The organism is Paraburkholderia sp. RL17-347-BIC-D (genome assembly GCF_046027915.1).
In the GTDB taxonomy this organism is placed as follows: Bacteria; Pseudomonadota; Gammaproteobacteria; order Burkholderiales; family Burkholderiaceae; genus Paraburkholderia.
On the sequence record NZ_JARESS010000001.1, the window covers coordinates 558,677 to 576,326 of the forward strand.

Here is a 17,650-nt window from a genome sequence, read left to right on the forward strand (position 1 = left end):
GCTGAGTGGCCTTCCGTCGATGAAACGCTATTTCGACCCATGGATTGCCCGGACCAGGCATCTGCTGAAGGCCGCCCAAGGGCGTCCGGTGGCGCTGGCGTTGTTGTTCGGCCTGAGCCTGCTCAATCTGACCAGCGAATGGCCGAGCGACATACCGCGTCCGGCTTTCGTCGACGCGCTCGACGCGGCGCTGCCTGATTCCTTCAAAACCGCCCGGCAAATTCTGTTCGATCAGTATCAACGTCACTTCCCGCGGGTTCCGACCGCACAGCCCGTGACCATCGTGGAGATCGACGAGGAGACGCTGGCGACCGTCGGTCAATGGCCGTGGCCGCGAAATCGACTCGCGAGCCTGGTCGATGCCATCGACGCACTGAAACCGCTGGCCATCGGTCTCGACATCTACATGCCCGAACCGGATCAGACCTCGCCCGACAAGGTGGCCGCCAATCTGCCGAAATCGGCTGCGGCTCTGGCGGCCGGCTTGCGGGCGCTGCCCAGTCACGAGGCCATTCTCGAGCGATCGTTGCGCGCCGCGCCGACCATCCTGGGCGCCGCGCCGCTCGATCACGCAACCTCCGCCGCCAGCACCGATCTGCGCAGTGCGCCGATCCTCGTGCATGGCGCCGACCCACTCGACTCTGTGCAACGGTTCGACTATGTGCTCGCCAGCTTGCCCGAATTGCAGGCGGCGGCTCACGGTCAGGCGATGCTGAGCGTGGCACTCGAACAAGGCGTGGTCCGGCATATTCCGTTGATCATGGGTTTGCGGGAGAAGCTGGTCCCCAGTCTGCCGATGGAAATGCTCCGCCTCGCCACCGGATCATCGGCGATCGACGTGTTTGCCGACACATCGGGCGTGCAGGCGGTGGGCGTCGCGGATGTGCAGGTGCCCACGCAACCCGGCGGCGACATCTGGTTGCATTTCGCATCCATTCGCTCGACGCTGAGCCGCTACGTGTCGGCGCGCGACGTCCTGCAGGGCACAGTCGACCCCGACCGGATCCGCAACAAGCTGGTGCTGGTCGGCCTGACCGGCGCGGGCGTCACCGACATGCGGACGACCGCGCTGGGGGAACTGGTGCCGGGTATCGAGATTCAGGCGCAAGTGATCGAGACGATCGTCGAGGGGCGTTTCCTGCGTCGGCCCACCTGGCTGAAATGGGCGGAAAGCGCCTTCATCATGACGTTCGGGCTGCTGATCATCTGGTACGTGCCGCGCCGGCAATCGCGGCTTGCGGTCTTCATCCGCGCCGTCCCAAAGGGTTCCACCGTTCTGGGCTTACTCCTGCATCTGCTGAATGTCTTGTGCTGCTTCCTGATTTTTATTCGTTTCGGGCTGCTGGTCGATGCGGCCTCGATATTTATTATCCTGTCCGCCGTGATGGGCTGCTTTCTTACGCCCGCATTGCTTCATGCCGACGAACCAGGCAGAACAGAAACCGCGCACGCGCAGGGGCGTGAAGAAGCCGACGGTCGCACCGGCAAGGCGCCGGGACCCTGAGGGAAACGCTGATCATGGGGTGCGTCGGTCAGCGACGAAAGCTCGATGCAGGTGTAGCGCGCCCGCCTGAATGATGTCGGCTTGCAGCGCATCCGGCTGCAATTCTACGAGTCATCCAGGCGAGCACGAAACGTCATTATTCCATCGAATCATGGCGTCTGGGTGACCGCGCACGTTAAAGAGCTGCGGATGAATTTCACACTGGGCACGCATGGCAAACGCGGCCGTTACTCGTTGACGGGACGACTCGAACTGCGGATTTGCTGCGCTGCGTAAACGCCGGTAATCGGCACATCCTCCACGTCCGCGACTCATGCCGCCAAATAACCGTATATACTGTTTATACCGTTAATTTTTGCATGGAGATCCTGATGAGTGAGCCGAGCCTCAAGAAAGCAACGAAGAAGACTTTTCATTTCCCGAAGGGTGCTGGCGCCGCCCCCGAAACTGAGAGCGACGTTGCCGAGCCAACCGCGAGCGTCGCGGTAAAAAAGAAGAGCGCAAGCGCGAAGAAAGTGCCGAAGGAAAAGACGGTTGCCGCTGACAGGGCCGCGCCTGTCAAAGCAACTGTGGCGGTCAAAGACAAGCGCGCGAAGAAAGAGAAAGTCGTGCGTGACAGCTTCACAATGCCGAAGTCCGACTACGACAAAATTGCTGCGCTGAAACAGAAATGCCTGGAGGCTGGTGTGTCCGTGAAGAAGAGCGAAATTCTGCGCGCTGGATTGGTTCTGCTCGAATCCGCGGCACTGAAGCGTCTCCTTGCAGCCGTGTCCGCTGTGGAGCAGGTCAAGACGGGGCGCCCGGCAAAGTCGTAGGCCTCGACGAGCTTTGATTCGCTGTAGATGCCGCCCATTCAGGTCGTGATGGCTATGCTGGCCGGGGCGGTTTGATCAGCGAGAGAATTGGGCTCCGATATCGGCTGCCTGGTCATGGTCGCTGGGCAGTCTTGACGCACCGTTGGACGCCATGGCCAGCACTTCAACGATTCCCTTCGTAGAAGTACTGACCGGCAGATTGGCTACCTCCGTGACCTTTGCCCAGGTACAACGCGTAATTTCGTTGCTGGGCACGGGCTGCTCGCCATCGGCAATCGTCGCAACGAATACATGATGACAGGTGTGGATGCCGGTGAAGCCGAACATGTACCGCATGTCCATTGCATGAAGACGCGTTTCCTCCATTAATTCGCGCATCGCGGTTTCACGAAGATCTTCCCCTGTCACGGGCTTGCCGCCAGGTAGCGACCAACGGGTGCCTTCCCGGCTGACCAGGAGAATTCGCCTGCCAAGCTGGCAGACAACAGTCGCTCGTTGCTTCACGGTGTCTCTCATGTTTTTCGCCGCGTTGTGTAGAGCACGTCGCATGCCTAGGATCTGGCGAAGCGGTGCGACACTGCGGTCACTATCGTCGGGACAGCGACAGAATTTCTGCGCCGTGCCGGCCGTCCGGGCCAGGGACGGTGCAACCACCGATCGTCGTTTCAAAGTGTGACAATAGTGTGGCGACGGCGCAGCGGCGAATTTCATATGCGGCGTGGCGCGGGCGATCGAGGCTCGTCCGAAGCGCGTCTTTTCCCCGCAAGCCTTCCTGGTCGCCGACGCGACCATCGATCTCAAGGTGATTCAAGGAAGTGCCGCGCGGCGCGGCTCGATCGTCGCCGCGGGCGATTGAACTCACGCGACGTCGGTAGTGAGCCGGTCGCGCGCACCGTTATTTGCCAGGCTTTCTAACGCCTGGCTTCCGTCCGTGCGAGCGGCGTCCTCGACCGCGAAGGTTCGTTCGCTGAAGGCGATCAGTTTGAATCCGCTTCCCTTCGCGCGCGGGACCGTGATGCCCCAATGCCAGCCTCCGGCTTGCTCGAAGACATGCAATACAGGGACGGTTGGAGTGTGTGAAGACTGAGAAGTCGTCATGGCGCATTCTCCCGTCATATTGCGACCGTGGGTGCCCAATTGCAGTTGCCCCGTCCTCAGTCTACAGGTATTTGCTGCGCTGCAATATGGCGACCGTGGTAAAAATGTCAAATGACGACCCGTCACAATTTTGAAAAGATTCACCGCCCGCTGAGATGTGCGACCATGAATTGACGAATTTTCGATCCGACATGATCTACGGGGGCTCCATGGGTAGCCATTCGCTCATTTGGGCAGCGGTGCCGCACAACAGTGACGGCGTCGTCTTTCAGATTCGCATCGTCCACGGACTTCAACGTTTCTACGTCTCGCGACGCGTGCTCGAAGATGTGTTCGACCTCGAACCACGAGCTTCGGACGCGAAACAACTGCAGCACTTCTATTCGCATCTGGCGCGCATCCTGGCCCGAGCCAGCGTGAAGCGGTCGTTCTCCGGTCCAGATACGGTTCCACTTCAGGCCGCCGATTTCATCTCGACGAGCAGAGAGCAGTTCACATCGAGTCGGCATGCAGTGGCATGAAGCGCGGCTTGAGCGACGGCATTGACGAGGCTGCGTCTACAACCAGCGCCAGATGCCCGCCGCCCAGCCGGTGAGCGGGATATGAGCCCAGGTCGCCGCAAGCCAGACGACCAGCCCGCCCAGCAGCGCGTGCATGCCGAACCCGCTCAGCCGCGCGCGACCGGCGGCGATCGCCGCGAACGGCAGGTAGCTGGTCTTCGCTTCCCATGCGGGCCAGAGATCGGGTTGGAGTTGCTGCTTCTTGCGGTCCTGCAGCGCGGCGCCGACGAGCGCGAGGATCACCATGGCCGCTGCAAGAATAATGTTCTTGGCCACGGGGAACACGGCGATGTGGCACAGGCCCCAAAGCGCGAACGACCACATCATCGGGTGACGCGTGATCGCGAATACGCCGCGGGCCGCGTCGGGAAACGAGCCGGGCCGGCCGCCGGTGGGCAGCGCCGGATTGCGGATCAGGGAACCCATCAGCATGATCGACGCGATCAGCATGATCACGGTCGCAATCGCCCAGAGCCCGTCGCCTACCGGCCATAGCGGTGCGGAGAGGGGCGCCTTTCCGTAGGCCACGATCAGCCAGCCGAGCGTCAGGAACGCAACCAGCGAATAGACGCCCTGGAACGCCGTTTCGCCAATTGCGCGAACCAACGGTCCGCGCAGTGGATGGGATAAGAGAAAGTGGCTGCCCAGGAACGCGACTGCCGCTGCCGCAACTGCACTGGTGCTTCCCATTGATCCGGCTCCTCAAGTCGTTGACCGTATCGCCGTCATTGTCGATGACGCGGTGCGCGGGCTCTTGATCTTGAAACAGGATTTCGCCCATCCGCCACTCTCGCACACTCCCACGTCGTTTCGCGCAAAAACAAACGGTGCGGCTCCGATACAGCGGGGCTCGCACCGTTGGTTTAACCTGGCAGTTTATCTTTCGCCCGGCGGGGCAACGTTCCGTCAGGGCGGCAACCCTGACGGAATCGCGGCGCCCGCTCAGGCGAGATCGAACCGGTCGAGGTTCATCACCTTGACCCACGCGGCAACGAAGTCGTTGACGAATTTCTCCTTCCCGTCCTCGCTTGCATAGACTTCGGACAGCGCCCGCAACTGCGCGTGCGAACCGAACACCAGATCGACGCGGCTGCCGGTCCACTTCAACTCGCCGGTTTTGCGGTCACGTCCCTCGAACACGTCCTGGGCCGACGAGGCCGGCTTCCATTCCGTGCCCATGTCGAGCAGGTTGCGGAAGAAGTCGTTGGTCAGGGTCTCCGGCTTGCTGGTAAAGGTGGCTTGCGGATTCTGCCCGGTTCCTACCTTCAGGGCGCGCAAGCCGCCGATCAGCACCGTCATTTCCGGCGCGGTCAACGTCAGCAATTGCGCCTTGTCGATCAGTAGAGCCTCAGCCGGAACGCCGACTTTGCCCTTCAGATAGTTGCGGAAACCATCGGCGAATGGTTCGAGCGCGCCGACGGACTCGACGTCAGTCTGCTCCTGCGAGGCGTCCATGCGTCCCGGTGCGAACGGCACCGTCACCTGATGGCCGGCGCTCTTTGCCGCCTGTTCGATGCCGGCGTTACCCGCCAGCACGATCAGATCCGCCAGCGAGATTTTCTTGCCGCCGGACTGCGCGCCGTTGAACTCGCTCTGGATGCCTTCGAGGACCTTCAGCACCTTCGCCAGTTGCTCGGGCTGGTTGACGGCCCAGTCTTTCTGCGGCGCGAGGCGAATGCGCGCGCCGTTGGCGCCGCCACGCTTGTCCGAGCCGCGGAAGGTCGACGCCGACGCCCAGGCCGTCGACACCAGTTGCGAGACGGGCAGCCCCGACGCCAGGATCTTCTGCTTGAGCGAGGCAACGTCCTGGTCATTGACGAGCGGGTGGTCGACTGCCGGAATGGGGTCCTGCCAGATCAGTTCTTCAGCAGGCACTTCCGGCCCGAGGTAGCGGGCACGCGGTCCCATGTCGCGGTGAGTCAGCTTGAACCATGCACGGGCGAAGGCATCGGCGAGCTGGTCGGGATTGTCCAGAAAGCGTCGCGAAATCTTCTCGTAGACGGGGTCCATGCGCAGCGAGATGTCGGTGGTGAGCATCGTCGGCCGGCGCTTTTTCGACGGATCGTAAGCGTGCGGGATCGTCTCGTCGGCGCCCTTGGCGACCCATTGGTTGGCACCGGCCGGGCTCTTGGTCAGTTCCCATTCGTACTTGAACAGGTTCTCGAAGAAGCCGTTGCCCCATTTCGTCGGCGTGGTGGTCCAGGTGACTTCCAGACCGCTGGTGATGGCGTCGGCGCCCTTGCCGGTGCCGAAGCTGTTCTTCCAGCCGAGTCCCTGGTTCGCGAGATCGGCGGACTCGGGTTCGGGACCGACGTTGTCGGCCGGACCTGCGCCATGCGTCTTGCCGAAGGTGTGGCCGCCGGCGATCAGCGCGACCGTTTCCTCGTCGTTCATGGCCATGCGAGCGAAAGTTTCGCGGATGTCCTGTGCGGCGGCGATTGGGTCCGGATTACCGTCGGGACCTTCCGGGTTGACATAGATCAGGCCCATCTGCACGGCGCCCAGCGGATTTTCCAGGTTGCGCCCGTTGTCGTCGCGGCTGACCTCTTCGCCGTGCTTCTGTTCGTCCGCGACGATCACGCCGCCGTCGTCGTTATCGCCCGCGGCTCCCTTGCCATAACGGACGTCACCGCCCAGCCACGTCTTTTCGTTGCCCCAGTAGACGTCCAGGTCCGGCTCCCAGGTGTCGGGGCGACCACCGCCGAAGCCGAAGGTCTTGAAGCCCATGGTTTCGAGCGCGACGTTGCCGGTGAGGATCAGCAGATCAGCCCAGGAAATTTTCTGGCCGTACTTTTGTTTGATCGGCCAGAGCAGGCGGCGCGCCTTGTCTAGGCTGACGTTGTCCGGCCAGCTGTTGAGCGGCGCGAAACGCTGCTGGCCGCGCCCGGCGCCGCCGCGGCCGTCGCCGATGCGGTACGTGCCGGCACTGTGCCAGGCCATGCGGATGAAGAGCGGACCGTAGTGGCCGAAGTCCGCTGGCCACCAATCCTGCGAATCGGTCATCAGCGCGGCGAGGTCCTTTTTCACCGCCGCCAGATCGAGGCTCTTGAAAGCCTCCGCGTAATTGAAGCCGCCGTCCAGCGGGTCCGACCTGCTGGAGTGCTGGCTTAGCAGGTCCAGTCGCAGCTGCTTCGGCCACCAGTCACGGTTCGTCGTGCCGCCGCCGGCAGTATGGTTGAACGGGCACTTTGCTTCGGTTGACATGCGCTATCTCCTTGAGAGGACGTACCCACTATTTGTTCTGTTACGGTGTCTGTCTTCTGTGGCGCATTGCACGATCCCGCGCCGAGGGGGCTGCCGGAACATTACCTGGTGGGCTCTTGTGGGGGTACTGGGTGTACCACTGCGATTACCCGACGCACATGCTCTCCATCCGATACGGATATCGTGGCATGCATTGGACGAGCATAGCTCGCGTCGGCAGGCCTGCTGCTGCAACTCAAAATATAGGTGAGAGTCACCATCAATAGAATGAGATTAAGGCAATGCCGTCGATAGTACACGCCTATGAAATGCCGCGGGTTTTCGGTGTCATAGGCGGCAATGGCCGGCGCCATTGCCAGGGCGGCCGAAGGCGGCGACGTTGCGGCAAATGGACGAAACCCACTGACGGCGTTCGGGCGAACACCGGCGGAAAAAGGGGATGCGACCGGCTGGACCCAGCCGATTCATTTGACTGAAAGCGTTGTGTTTGCTCGTTGCCGGGCGGTCCGCCAAACAAGGCCAACCGGCTACCGACGCGTGTCGGCTAGCCGTTCAGTTCGGCAACGAGCCGGGACAGACGGGCAATGCGATAGCCGAACAGAGGCGCGTGTGGACAATTTTTCAGATGCTCGACGCGGTCGCGCCAATAGGTGGGCGGAAAGGGCTCTCGCGACGCGCAGGCGATTACGCGTTCCAGATGAAGGAGTTCGCTTTCGAAAATGTGGTGATGCATTGTTTGAAACCCCGTAAATGGCCAGTGTGGTCGACTCGCGAGGTCTAACAGTCTGACGCCGCGTAGGGTTGCCAATAGCAGATTCTGTTCCACGCCTGGAGCCGCGTTTTCACCGCGGTCGGCGCAGACTGATTAGAAAGAACGAGCCGCCGCTGCTTGTCCCCGGAAGGGAGGGCAACGACGGCCGAACCCCGTAGCAGCTCGCCTGGTGCATAGCCAGACGGTTTCCGCCATTTCGCAGTCGCGCATCGCAACGAACTTCTCTATGGAAGCATTCGGTCGCGATGCGCTGACACACGACAGTCACAACTACAACAACTGCACAGCCCTCTCTCGGTCTGTTGCCAACGACTCGACATCGTTGGACTCGATCGGCGCGTCAATTATTGTTCGGATCACTAACCGAATGGCCTCGCTGAATAGCGGCGGCCCGGGTGTCGGCGGCGCCGGCGATTCGGCAGCAATCTGCACGTCGCCGGACGTCGGTGTGTCGAACGCTTTGCAGCGCGTGATCTTGTTGGTCTCTCAGGTTCCCCCGGTTTGTCGGACGGATTTGCTGCGTGTTCCGGAAACCGCCTGTCCAGGGTGTTTTTTAAGGCGGCATCTTGTCTCATTATTTAAGCAATGACTGTGCCAGGCATCGAAACTGCGTCGGAGCGGGCGTGCCGGAAAATTTCACGCGCGAAATTGGTCAGTCTCGTCCATGCATACCCAGAAGATTGGACGATTTCGTCCAATTGACCGTATCCGGCAGGGCGAGAGGGCGCTTTCGTCCACATGGGGACGAAAGGCGATTGAGAGGCAGGGGAAAAAGGCGGAACTGGAAGGCGAGAGCATCCGGCGCGGCAAGCGCGCCGCGCCGGACGAGCACGGAGAGAAGTGAAGTGTCCCGCTTACGACTGGAGACTGACCTTGCTGTAAGTCAACCGGCTCGGGCGTACCTTCATCCGCACCAGCGAGACAAGGAAGCTGAAGCCGGCGTGATTCGGATCGATCACCGGCACATACGCGCCGAGCGCCTCGCCGAGCAGCGTGGAGACGCGGCTCGCGACGTCGACGAAACCCGTGCAGCCGAGCAGAATGGCTTGCGCGCCGTCGTCCTTGATGGCCTTCAGCGCCGCCTCGAAGGTGCGAACGACCACCACGTCGACGTTATCGAGATGCGCGACCGGGCAATCGATCGCGCGGATCGACGCAAACGTGTCCTGGATGCCATAGGTCTGCGGATGACCGCGCTGCATCGCCAGCGTGCTTTGCAGGATCGTGATGATCGAGAACCGCTGGCTGAGCATCAAAGCCGCGAAGGCCGAAGCGGGAAAACCGCCGATGATCGGAATGTCGATGACTTCGCGCGCGGCCTCGACGCCGCACATATCGAAGTCGGTCAGCCAGATGCCGTCGAAACCGTCGTTGGCAATGGACTGCGCGAGTTCGACCACCGGCATGCCGTTCTGCAGCCAGTTCGCGCGGCTCTCGATATCGGGATGCCCCTCGGTGATATTGCGAATTTCGACCTGCACGTCCGGCGGCACGACCGGCGCGATGGCTTTCATGATGCGGTCGTTGTAGGCCGATGTGGCGACGGGCACGAGCACGCAGATGCGCAGAGGTGAGTTCGAAGGCGAGGTCATGATGCGTCTGCCTTGCGCGCGGACTGCAGCGACTCGAGCGGCACATACGGCCCGAGATAGCCGAGCGAGTTCAGCAACTGCATGAAGCTGTCGAGAATCAGGCCGGGCTTGCGCAACTCGGCTTCCGCACGCCAGGCGATCAGCGTCACGGGGCGCTTGCCGATCACCGGGTTCAACGAACCGTCATCCTTGAGCAGGTCGCCGTTGCTGAAGATCGCCTGACCTTCGCCGCCAACGAAATACGCGACGCTGTCCGGCGCCAGCACGATCGGCTGCGGACATGCGCTGTCCCACGCGAGCAGCGACTCGTTCTGATACATCACCGTATAGGTGCGCTGTCCGGCCTGAATATGAACCTTGCCGACGTCGAAACCGCCGCTCGTATCGACTTCGGCGGAGACCAACTCGCCGGGCTCCGAGATGGCCCGCGCGGCGAGCCCGCAATGTTCGGCGAGATAGCCGATCATCTGCTGGGCGCTGCCGATCCGCCCGGCCTGCACCGCGCGCCCGAGCTCCAGTGCGCGCGTCAAGGTGCCATGAATCGGCGTCGCGCGACGGATGTCGGCCGGCTTCATCACCCACATCGCGAGGCCGCCGAACTGGCCGAACTCGGGATCGGCGACGACCGGACGCATCATCTGCTCGACGATCGCCGACACGTCGCGTTGATGGGTCGGGCCACCCTGGTTGCTGGCGCGCGGCGTCACGTCGAGTTCGACGCACAGGCCGCCCTGGCTCACGAGGAACGCCGGGCGCGGATCGATCTCGGCCGCCGCGAAGGTGAGCATCGGCAGCGAGGGTACGGCGCGGCCGGCGCCGTCGGCGTCGATCACCGCGAGGCCGAGTTTCGCCGCCACGAGCGCCGCCACCGTGAAGCCCAGCGCGCCGCTTTCCGGCGGCATCACGTAGGCGAGCTTCGTCGCTTGCGAGGCGAGGCGGGCCTGGACATTCTGCACGGCGGTCACGGGTCCGATCGGATAGATGGCGGAATTGATCGCTTCAGGCGCGCCGAGATAGGCGACCATGACGGCCGCGCCTTCGGTAGCCTCGTCGACCGACACCACCTTGACCGTGTCGGACGGGTAATAGTCGCCGTTGACGAAATGCTCGGCCAGATGCCGCGCGGATTCGATCGTGCCGCCGCCGCCGCTTCCGAAGAACGCTGCTCCCAATAGCAGCGGTTCCAGATCTTCCCGGCGTAATTCATATGCCATTTGCGATTCCTTTACTGTCGAGGTTGAAAGAAGCGTCCTGCTGAAGTTCGGCAAGCAAATTCGCGGCACTGGTGACGCGCGTGGTCGGATCCGTCGTCAGCGAGCGCAGACCGCGCTCGAGTGTGTCGATGGCTTCTGCGCCGCGGCCGATGGAGCGCAGCAGATCTGCGAGGTAGCGCGCGGCGTCCACGCGCGCCGGCACCGAACCGAAGGCGAGCGCGGTGGACAGCGCGGTGCGCAGACCGAGTTCGGCGGCGTTCACATCGCCGAGGGCCCACTGCGCGCGCGCCCGGGTGACCAGCAGTTCGCCCAGGTAGACACGTTCCTGACGGGCGAGGGTCTCGTCGATCGCGGTGGCGAGAATCGCCTCGCAGGCCTTCGCGCGGCCGGCGCGCAGCAGCAGTTCGCCGTGCTGCCACGTCTTGAAGGAATAGAACAGCGCGCCGCCATTGCAAACGACGTGATTGTCGTAGCCGTCGAGCATCACGGTTTCCGCTTCGTCGGAATGGCCGAGCGCGCTGAGGTGGCAGGCGCGGAGCACCTGGCCGACGCCGCGATAGAACGCGAAGCCGTTCGCGATCGACACCGATTCGAGTTCGCTCGCGAGACTGCCGAGCCGGTCGACGTCATCGAACAGGCAGGCGAGCCAGGCGGCGCCCTGCAGATTGACGGCGTGAGCGAGCGCGTGCGCGCCCGGTTCGGACGCGCGCAGGATCAACATCTCCATGGCACGCCGCGCCTGCCCGAATGCGCCGATCTGATAGGCGGCCAGCCCTTCGAAAGTCAACGCGAGGCTGGCCAGATCGATCCCTTGCGAGCCGGTACGGGTGTCGTTGCGCCCCACGCTGAGCAGGTTGCCGCGCGCGAGACAGGCCAGCGCTTCCTCGCTGTCGCCAAGCCAGAAAAGCGTGTTGGTCATCGCGACGTGAGCTTCGTCGAGTGAGACCCGGTCGCCGCCATTCTGTGCGCGCTCCAGCATGTTCTGCGCGGTCGCGCGCGCCTGCTTGAGCTGAAGCGTCGTCAACTGCGTGGTCCAGATGCCGAACTGGATCGCGGCGATTTCGGCGGGCTCGCAAACGCCTTCGCCGATCGTCAGCGCGGCGGCGTAGCAGGCGGTGGCCTCCGCATACAGCCAGCCGTGCACGCTGCGCAAGCTCATGCCGAGCAGCCGGTACGCGTCGAACTGCAGACGGCGCACCGCCTCCTGTTCGTGGGGCGTCTGCAACAAGTCGAGGCAGCGGCGCAACAGCGGAATGGCTTCGGCGAACTTCGACTCCTCGATCAGCGCGCTCGCATGTTCGAGACACTTGCGCGCTTCCCGGTGATGTTCCTCGCGTGACTTCAGACGCCGCTCGATGGTCTTGCGGCCCACGCCGAGCATGGTTGCGGCCGCACTCTTGTTGCCGCTGGTCCGCTCGAGCGCGCGGTCGATCAACAGGTCCTCGGCGGCCGCGAGCTTGTCGCGGCCTTCGAGTTGCAGCAGCATGTCGGCGAGGCTCGCGCGCGACACCGGTCCGCTGGTTTCGTTGGCGAGAAACGGTTCGAGCGAGTCGACATCGATGAGCGTGTTCTCGGCGAGCACGCTCAACTGGCTGATCAGATTGCGCAATTGCCGGATATGCCCCGGCCACGAATGCTGGCAAAGCCGCCGGATGGCAGCCGGCGAGAACTCGAGACGGCGCGCGTGCTGTGATGCGAAATGGGTGACCAGCGCCGGGATGTCCTCGATGCGCTGCTCGAGTCCGGGCACTGCCAGCACGAAAACCGCGAGCCGATAGAACAGGTCCTCGCGGAATAACCCTTCACGCGCGAGTTCACGCAGGTCGCGGTGGGTCGCGGCGACGACGCGCCCCGCGAAATGCAGACTGGTGGACGAACCGATCGGACGGAAGGTGCGCGTTTCAAGCACGCGCAACAGCTTGGGTTGCAACGCAAGCGGCAGTTCGCCGATTTCGTCGAGCAGCAGCGTACCCTTGCCGACCTGCTGGAAAAGTCCCTGGCGGTTTTCGCCCGCGCCGGTGAACGCGCCTTTGACATGCCCGAATAGTTCGGCTTCGACGAGGTTTTCAGGAATCGCGCCGCAGTTGACGTCGACGAACGGTTGGTCCTGGCGCTGGCTGTGGGCATGCACGCGGCGAGCGACCAGTTCCTTACCCGAACCGGTCGGGCCGAAGATGAGCAAAGGATGTTCGGTCGGGGCGACCCGATCGATCATGCGGACCAGTTGGCGAAATGCCGGGGCGCCGCCCACGAAGGCGCCCGAATCTGCCTTGTCGTGGGCGAACGGAACGACAGGGGTGTAACTCATTGCAAAGCACGCTCCACTTGAACCGCGCGTGGCGCTACGCGGAAATTGCCGTCGAAAGGACGGGACGGACGGTCATGCATCGAGCGCGTTTCCGGCGAAATCTTCCGGTTACGTTGTCGGGACCGTCCGCCGCAAGAAGAGACAGAGTATGACGGCTTGTTGCCGATCTTGTCCTTGTCGAAATTAATCCTGGCCGGAGGTTGATGAAAGCTGGCGGCGCTGCCGCCGATTCGGCGACAGGCATGGTATAGGGCGTGTAAGGGCAAGGCACGAATGGGTATTGGCCGCGACGGCGAAAGCGCGCCTGGCCGATTGACGATGCGTTACCCTGATAACGGCGTTTCAGCGATGATTCTTTAATGGAACCCGGACTTCCTATCAAGCCCTATCAGGCTGCCGCGCCTCGCAGATCCCTGATATGTTGATAGACCGTGGCACGCCCCATCCCGAGTACATTCGCCACATAATTCGCCGCGCTTTTCCCCTTGAATGCGCCCTCGGCCCACAGCGCTTCGACCAATTCGCGGCGGTGGTCGCGAGTCAGGGAGTTCAATGCCAACTGGCGCTCCTGAAGCCACGTGTGGAGAAACGTGTTGATGCGCTCCTGCCAGTCGTCCTTGAACAGTTCCTCGGGCTGCTTCACCACGCCGGCGCCGGAGATCACGCGGTCGATGACATGCTTCACGTCTTCGAATACCGCAATGTTGTAGTTCACGCACATCACGCCGATGGCGGCCTCGGCGTCGTCGAAGAGCACGGTGCTGACGCAGCGCATGCGCCTGCCATCCCAGTTGATCTTTTCATACGGGCCGATGGTGCCGGACTCGGCTGAATGGTCCATTTCTTCCAGCGCCGACTCGTCGCCCAGCTCGCGCTTGGACAGGTTGTTGGCTATGTAGGCCACGGTCTGGCTTTGCAAGTCATGGATGACAATTTCGACGTACGGGAAGAACAGCAGCGCGATGCCGTCGGCGACCCGGCTGTAGCGATCCAGAAGAAGCCGGCGCGCGGCTGTGGTCTTGGTCTTGCGCATAGGGATGGGTGAAGTTCCAGTTTTCGGAAAGTCCGCAGCGTGTTGCGTCATGGTGCTGCAAGTCCGTGTGTTATCCGCCATTTTGCCATGAGCGGGATCTCGATCCAGTTGCTCTCCCGGCGCTCGTCGCGCCGTGCTCGACCTGCTCATCGCACACCCTGTGTCACCGCAATGTCACGCATCCCGCTGCGTCAAATACCTGAAGAGTGCGAACGCGATGGCCACGTCTTCCAGTCCAAGTCCGATCGAGCGGAAAAACGCGTGTTTGTGATAGGACGGCTTTTGCGCGACGCCCGATACGAGTTCGGGCAAATCAGCCACGACGTTGTCGGCGGACCATCCGTGTCGCTGCGCGGCCAACTTCATTTCGCCCGCGCTGGCCGGCGTGGTTTGCCGGTAGTCGCAATAGACGTCCATGGTGGGAATCCATGAGGGTGGAATTTCGTGGGCGTTCACGACGTTGGTGCTGATCGACGTAATGAGCGCCGGCTTGCCGAGCATGCCTTCCTGCAGCACGGGCGTACCCGATGAGGTGCACAAGGCCACCACATCGGCTTCGCGCACGCAATCTTCAATCGTGTTGGACACGACGACGCGCTCGTCGAGGGCCGCGACCGCCGCGCGCTTCGCCGCGTTGTCCTTGAGATCGGGCGAAAACACCTGAATCGAGCGCCACGGACGCACCGACGCCAGGTGGCGTAGATGCGCCTGGCCCACCGCGCCCGAGCCGATGATCGCGAGTTTTCCCGCATCGGGCGCGGCGAGGTGCTCGACGGCAAGCGCCGTTGCACCGGCGGTGCGCTCGATCGTGAGCAAGCCGGCATCGCACCACATCAACGGCTGTCCCGTTTCCATCGACATCAGCGCGGTCCACGCGGTAATGACCGGCTTCGTTGGCGTGACGATGTACGGCGACAGTTTGGCGCCGAATACCTTGCCGCTCGCCATCACGCCGAGGTACGTAATGAAGTCTCCCGCGCTGCCTGGAAACAGAGTCAGCGTTTGGGCCGGCTGCACCGCGGCGTCGTTGCCGAGCGAGCGAAACATCTGCGTCAACGCATCGCGCACGTCGAGATGAGGTAGGGCTTCGCGAACGGTTTCCTGATCGACGATCAACGGAACGGCTTTTTCTATCTTGCTCATTGGATTGCTCTCCACGACGTTGCCGGCCTCCGGCGTGGAAGCAATTCTAAAGTCAAAAAGTCCAGTCTGGACTTTTATTTTGAAAATTGCTTGCTTTTGCCAGAGTCCAGAATAGACTGTTGATCCAGAGAGAGTGTGAGGCCGGCTTCGCGCGGCGCCCCATGCGCCGTCTCGAGGCTTTGCAGTTAGCCGTTGTCCGTGCCCTCAATTCGCGATGCCCAACTACCTAGGGAGCCACCATGCTTCAGAAGCTGTCACTTTCAATTTTCGTCGCTGCTGCGTTGCTCGGTTCGGTCGGCACCGTCAGCGCGGAGACTCAAAACACCTTGCGCTTCGGCATCGAGGCAGCGTATCCGCCGTTCGAAAGCAAATCGCCGACGGGGCAACTGGAGGGCTTCGACGTCGACGTCGGCAACGCTGTTTGCGCCAAGATGGGCGTGAAATGCGAGTGGGTGGAGAATGCATTCGACGGGCTGATTCCCGCCTTGCAGGCCCGCAAATTCGATGTGATCAATTCGGCCATGAACATCACCGCAAAGCGCAAGCAGACGATCGATTTCACGCGGCCGATCTATGTCGTGCCGATCGTGATGGTGGCCAAGCGCGGTTCGGGCTTGATGCCTGACGTGAAGAGTTTGCAGGGCAAACGCGTGGGCGTGCTGCAGGCGTCGTCGCAGGAAGATTTCCTGAAACGCCACTGGGCGAATGCCGGCGTGTCGATCGTCTCATACGCCGACCAGGATCAGGTGTACACCGACCTCGTGGCGGGGCGGCTCGATGCGGCCGTTCAGGAAGCGCAGACTGTTCAGGACGGTTTCCTGAACAAGCCCGCAGGCCATGACTATGCGATTGCCGGCCAACCGCTCAGCGATCCGGCAACGCTCGGCGAAGGGACCGGTTTCGGTTTGCGCAAGGGCGACAAGGCGCTGGCCGGGAAGATCGATGCCGCGCTCGACGCGCTGAAAAAAGACGGCACGCTCAGCGCGCTTTCGCAGAAGTACTTCAAACGCGACATCATTGCGAAGTAAGGCGTTTTCGAACTAGTGCGAACCGGTGCGAACCGGTGCGAACCGGTGCGAACGGATTCGCGCCGGACCCGCGTGCGAGTTGTCGCATGCGCGCTTCCGGTCCCGTCAGTGAAAGCAGAGCGAGCGTATGGATTTCGATGTAATCGTGCTGGGCGCCGGGATCGTCGGCGTGTCGTCCGCGCTGCACTTGCAGGATCGCGGCCAACGGGTGGCGCTGGTCGATCGGCGCGGTCCGGGTGAAGAAACCAGTTTCGGCAACGCCGGCCTGATCGAAAGTTCGTCGGTCGTTCCGTACGCTTTTCCGCGCAATCTCGGCACACTGCTGCGCTATGCGCGCAATCGCTCGACCGATCTTTACTGGGACTATCGGGCGCTGCCATCTTTTGCAGGCTGGCTCGCCCGTTTCTGGTGGGAGTCGTCCCCCGAGCGGCTGATGGCCGCGGCGCACGACATGCTGCCGCTGATCCGGCAAAGCGTTGCGGAGCACGATGCGCTGATCGAGCGTGCCGGCCTCGAGCAACTATCGAGTGACAAAGGCTGGATCGAGGCGTTTCGCACGCAGGCGGAATTCTCGCGGCAGGCGGCCGCCTCCGAAGTAACAGCAAGTACCTATGGACTGCATGTAGCGGCGCTCGATGCCGCGGCGTTGGCCGCGCGCGAACCCGGCGTCGCGACGGGATTTTGCGGAGCGTTGCATTGGCAGGATCCGAAAAGCATCGTCAACCCCGGCGCGTTGACGAAGGGCTACGCACGCCTGTTCGAGCAGGGCGGCGGCGCGTTGTTGATCGGCGAAGCGACGACGTTGAAGCCGGAAGGCGGCACGTGGACCGTTGAAACTTCATCGGGCAGGATCAGCGCGCGGGACGTCGTCGTGGCGCTGGGCCCGTGGTCGGATCAGGTGTTCGCGCCGCTCGGATATCGTATTCCACTGCGGGCCAAACGCGGCTATCACATGCACTACCAACCCACGAAGCCGATCCTCTCGATGCCGCTCGTAGACTCGCAGCAGGGTTACGTGGTGGCGCCGATGGAAGGGCGTCTTCGGCTGACCACGGGCGTCGAAATAGCCTGGCGCGATGCAAAGCCGACAGGGATCCAGCTGGAGCGCGCCGAGCGCACTGCCAGACCGACATTCGGTCTCGGTGCGCGGCTCGACGAGCGTCCGTGGCTCGGCTTGCGTCCGTGCACGCCCGACATGCGGCCGGTCATTGGGCCTGCGGCTCGCCATAAAGGGCTCTGGTTTGCGTTCGGCCACAACCACCACGGATTGACGCTCGGCCCGGTGACAGGCCGTTTGCTGGCGGAAATGATGACCGGCGCTCAGCCATTTATCGATGCGCGTCCATTCCGTCCCGAGCGGTTCGGCTAGCTGTTCATCA

At 62.6% G+C, this 17,650-nt stretch carries 17 protein-coding genes; 7 read left to right on the forward strand and 10 right to left on the reverse strand.

The annotated features are described in order from the left end of the window. Positions 1–19: 19 nt before the first annotated feature. The gene (locus tag P0D96_RS02565) at positions 20–1,504 is read left to right on the forward strand and encodes a CHASE2 domain-containing protein (RefSeq protein ID WP_408311376.1); all 1,485 of its coding nucleotides are present in this window, start codon (positions 20–22) and stop codon (positions 1,502–1,504) included. Positions 1,505–1,875: 371 nt separating this feature from the next. After that, positions 1,876–2,319 (forward strand): hypothetical protein, encoded by a 444-nt coding sequence (locus tag P0D96_RS02570; RefSeq protein ID WP_408311379.1) that lies wholly within the window; start codon positions 1,876–1,878, stop codon positions 2,317–2,319. Between the two features lie 75 nt (positions 2,320–2,394). Here P0D96_RS02570 and P0D96_RS02575 read toward each other — a convergent pair whose 3' ends face one another. Then, entirely contained in the window at positions 2,395–2,835 is a 441-nt protein-coding gene (locus tag P0D96_RS02575) for an NUDIX hydrolase (RefSeq protein WP_408311382.1), read from the reverse strand. 202 nt (positions 2,836–3,037) lie between these two features. On the opposite strand from P0D96_RS02575, the gene P0D96_RS02580 reads away from it, so the two are divergent. After that, entirely contained in the window at positions 3,038–3,175 is a 138-nt protein-coding gene (locus P0D96_RS02580) for a hypothetical protein (RefSeq protein WP_408311385.1), read from the forward strand. 2 nt (positions 3,176–3,177) lie between these two features. Here the strand turns inward: P0D96_RS02580 and P0D96_RS02585 are convergent, their stop codons facing one another. After that, positions 3,178–3,417 carry a hypothetical protein gene (locus tag P0D96_RS02585; protein ID WP_408311388.1) on the reverse strand — a complete coding sequence of 80 codons (240 nt, stop codon included), beginning with the start codon at positions 3,415–3,417 and terminating at the stop codon, positions 3,178–3,180. 209 nt (positions 3,418–3,626) lie between these two features. Between P0D96_RS02585 and P0D96_RS02590 the strand changes: the two genes are divergently transcribed. After that, positions 3,627–3,938, forward strand: coding sequence for a hypothetical protein (locus P0D96_RS02590; RefSeq protein WP_408311676.1), 312 nt, complete (start codon positions 3,627–3,629; stop codon positions 3,936–3,938). 36 nt (positions 3,939–3,974) lie between these two features. On the opposite strand, the gene P0D96_RS02595 is transcribed toward P0D96_RS02590, so the two are convergent. From P0D96_RS02595 to P0D96_RS02605, 3 genes are all read right to left on the reverse strand, one after another. Continuing rightward, complete coding sequence (locus P0D96_RS02595; protein WP_408311391.1) at positions 3,975–4,667, reverse strand: NnrU family protein; 693 nt, start codon at positions 4,665–4,667, stop codon at positions 3,975–3,977. A gap of 252 nt (positions 4,668–4,919) precedes the next feature. Then, on the reverse strand, positions 4,920–7,181 hold the full coding sequence (gene katG, locus P0D96_RS02600; RefSeq protein WP_408311394.1) for a catalase/peroxidase HPI: 2,262 nt from the start codon (positions 7,179–7,181) through the stop codon (positions 4,920–4,922). Between the two features lie 544 nt (positions 7,182–7,725). Next, positions 7,726–7,914, reverse strand: a complete 189-nt coding sequence (locus tag P0D96_RS02605) for a hypothetical protein (RefSeq protein ID WP_408311397.1) — start codon at positions 7,912–7,914, stop codon at positions 7,726–7,728. 265 nt (positions 7,915–8,179) lie between these two features. Between P0D96_RS02605 and P0D96_RS02610 the strand changes: the two genes are divergently transcribed. Then, entirely contained in the window at positions 8,180–8,542 is a 363-nt protein-coding gene (locus P0D96_RS02610; RefSeq protein ID WP_408311400.1) for a hypothetical protein, read from the forward strand. Positions 8,543–8,807: 265 nt separating this feature from the next. Here the strand turns inward: P0D96_RS02610 and P0D96_RS02615 are convergent, their stop codons facing one another. From P0D96_RS02615 to P0D96_RS02635, 5 genes are all read right to left on the reverse strand, one after another. Further along, the gene (locus P0D96_RS02615) at positions 8,808–9,545 is read right to left on the reverse strand and encodes an aspartate/glutamate racemase family protein (protein WP_408311403.1); all 738 of its coding nucleotides are present in this window, start codon (positions 9,543–9,545) and stop codon (positions 8,808–8,810) included. Further along, on the reverse strand, positions 9,542–10,759 hold the full coding sequence (locus tag P0D96_RS02620; RefSeq protein WP_408311406.1) for an S-methyl thiohydantoin desulfurase family protein: 1,218 nt from the start codon (positions 10,757–10,759) through the stop codon (positions 9,542–9,544). The genes P0D96_RS02615 and P0D96_RS02620 overlap by 4 nt, the downstream gene beginning before the upstream one ends. Further along, entirely contained in the window at positions 10,749–13,067 is a 2,319-nt protein-coding gene (locus P0D96_RS02625; protein WP_408311409.1) for a sigma-54 interaction domain-containing protein, read from the reverse strand. The genes P0D96_RS02620 and P0D96_RS02625 overlap by 11 nt, the downstream gene beginning before the upstream one ends. 388 nt (positions 13,068–13,455) lie before the next feature. Beyond that, complete coding sequence (locus P0D96_RS02630) at positions 13,456–14,100, reverse strand: helix-turn-helix transcriptional regulator (protein WP_132374504.1); 645 nt, start codon at positions 14,098–14,100, stop codon at positions 13,456–13,458. 174 nt (positions 14,101–14,274) lie between these two features. Continuing rightward, a complete protein-coding gene (locus P0D96_RS02635; RefSeq protein WP_408311413.1) occupies positions 14,275–15,243 on the reverse strand; it encodes an ornithine cyclodeaminase family protein in 969 nt (322 codons plus the stop codon). 239 nt (positions 15,244–15,482) lie between these two features. Between P0D96_RS02635 and P0D96_RS02640 the strand changes: the two genes are divergently transcribed. Next, a complete protein-coding gene (locus P0D96_RS02640; protein WP_132374506.1) occupies positions 15,483–16,271 on the forward strand; it encodes an ABC transporter substrate-binding protein in 789 nt (262 codons plus the stop codon). Between the two features lie 127 nt (positions 16,272–16,398). Then, positions 16,399–17,640: an NAD(P)/FAD-dependent oxidoreductase gene (locus tag P0D96_RS02645; protein ID WP_408311416.1), complete on the forward strand. Its 1,242-nt coding sequence runs from the start codon at positions 16,399–16,401 to the stop codon at positions 17,638–17,640. The last annotated feature ends 10 nt before the right edge of the window (positions 17,641–17,650 follow it).

Coding starts and splice junctions, on each gene's coding strand:
- P0D96_RS02570 (WP_408311379.1), top strand. CDS start 1,876: ATGAGTGAGCCGAGCCTCAAGAAAGCAACGAAGAAGACTTTTCATTTC.
- katG (WP_408311394.1), bottom strand. CDS start 7,181: ATGTCAACCGAAGCAAAGTGCCCGTTCAACCATACTGCCGGCGGCGGC.
- P0D96_RS02605 (WP_408311397.1), bottom strand. CDS start 7,914: ATGCATCACCACATTTTCGAAAGCGAACTCCTTCATCTGGAACGCGTA.
- P0D96_RS02575 (WP_408311382.1), bottom strand. CDS start 2,835: ATGAGAGACACCGTGAAGCAACGAGCGACTGTTGTCTGCCAGCTTGGC.
- P0D96_RS02620 (WP_408311406.1), bottom strand. CDS start 10,759: ATGGCATATGAATTACGCCGGGAAGATCTGGAACCGCTGCTATTGGGA.
- P0D96_RS02615 (WP_408311403.1), bottom strand. CDS start 9,545: ATGACCTCGCCTTCGAACTCACCTCTGCGCATCTGCGTGCTCGTGCCC.
- P0D96_RS02590 (WP_408311676.1), top strand. CDS start 3,627: ATGGGTAGCCATTCGCTCATTTGGGCAGCGGTGCCGCACAACAGTGAC.
- P0D96_RS02585 (WP_408311388.1), bottom strand. CDS start 3,417: ATGACGACTTCTCAGTCTTCACACACTCCAACCGTCCCTGTATTGCAT.
- P0D96_RS02645 (WP_408311416.1), top strand. CDS start 16,399: ATGGATTTCGATGTAATCGTGCTGGGCGCCGGGATCGTCGGCGTGTCG.
- P0D96_RS02595 (WP_408311391.1), bottom strand. CDS start 4,667: ATGGGAAGCACCAGTGCAGTTGCGGCAGCGGCAGTCGCGTTCCTGGGC.
- P0D96_RS02635 (WP_408311413.1), bottom strand. CDS start 15,243: ATGAGCAAGATAGAAAAAGCCGTTCCGTTGATCGTCGATCAGGAAACC.
- P0D96_RS02640 (WP_132374506.1), top strand. CDS start 15,483: ATGCTTCAGAAGCTGTCACTTTCAATTTTCGTCGCTGCTGCGTTGCTC.
- P0D96_RS02630 (WP_132374504.1), bottom strand. CDS start 14,100: ATGCGCAAGACCAAGACCACAGCCGCGCGCCGGCTTCTTCTGGATCGC.
- P0D96_RS02610 (WP_408311400.1), top strand. CDS start 8,180: ATGGAAGCATTCGGTCGCGATGCGCTGACACACGACAGTCACAACTAC.
- P0D96_RS02625 (WP_408311409.1), bottom strand. CDS start 13,067: ATGAGTTACACCCCTGTCGTTCCGTTCGCCCACGACAAGGCAGATTCG.
- P0D96_RS02565 (WP_408311376.1), top strand. CDS start 20: ATGAAACGCTATTTCGACCCATGGATTGCCCGGACCAGGCATCTGCTG.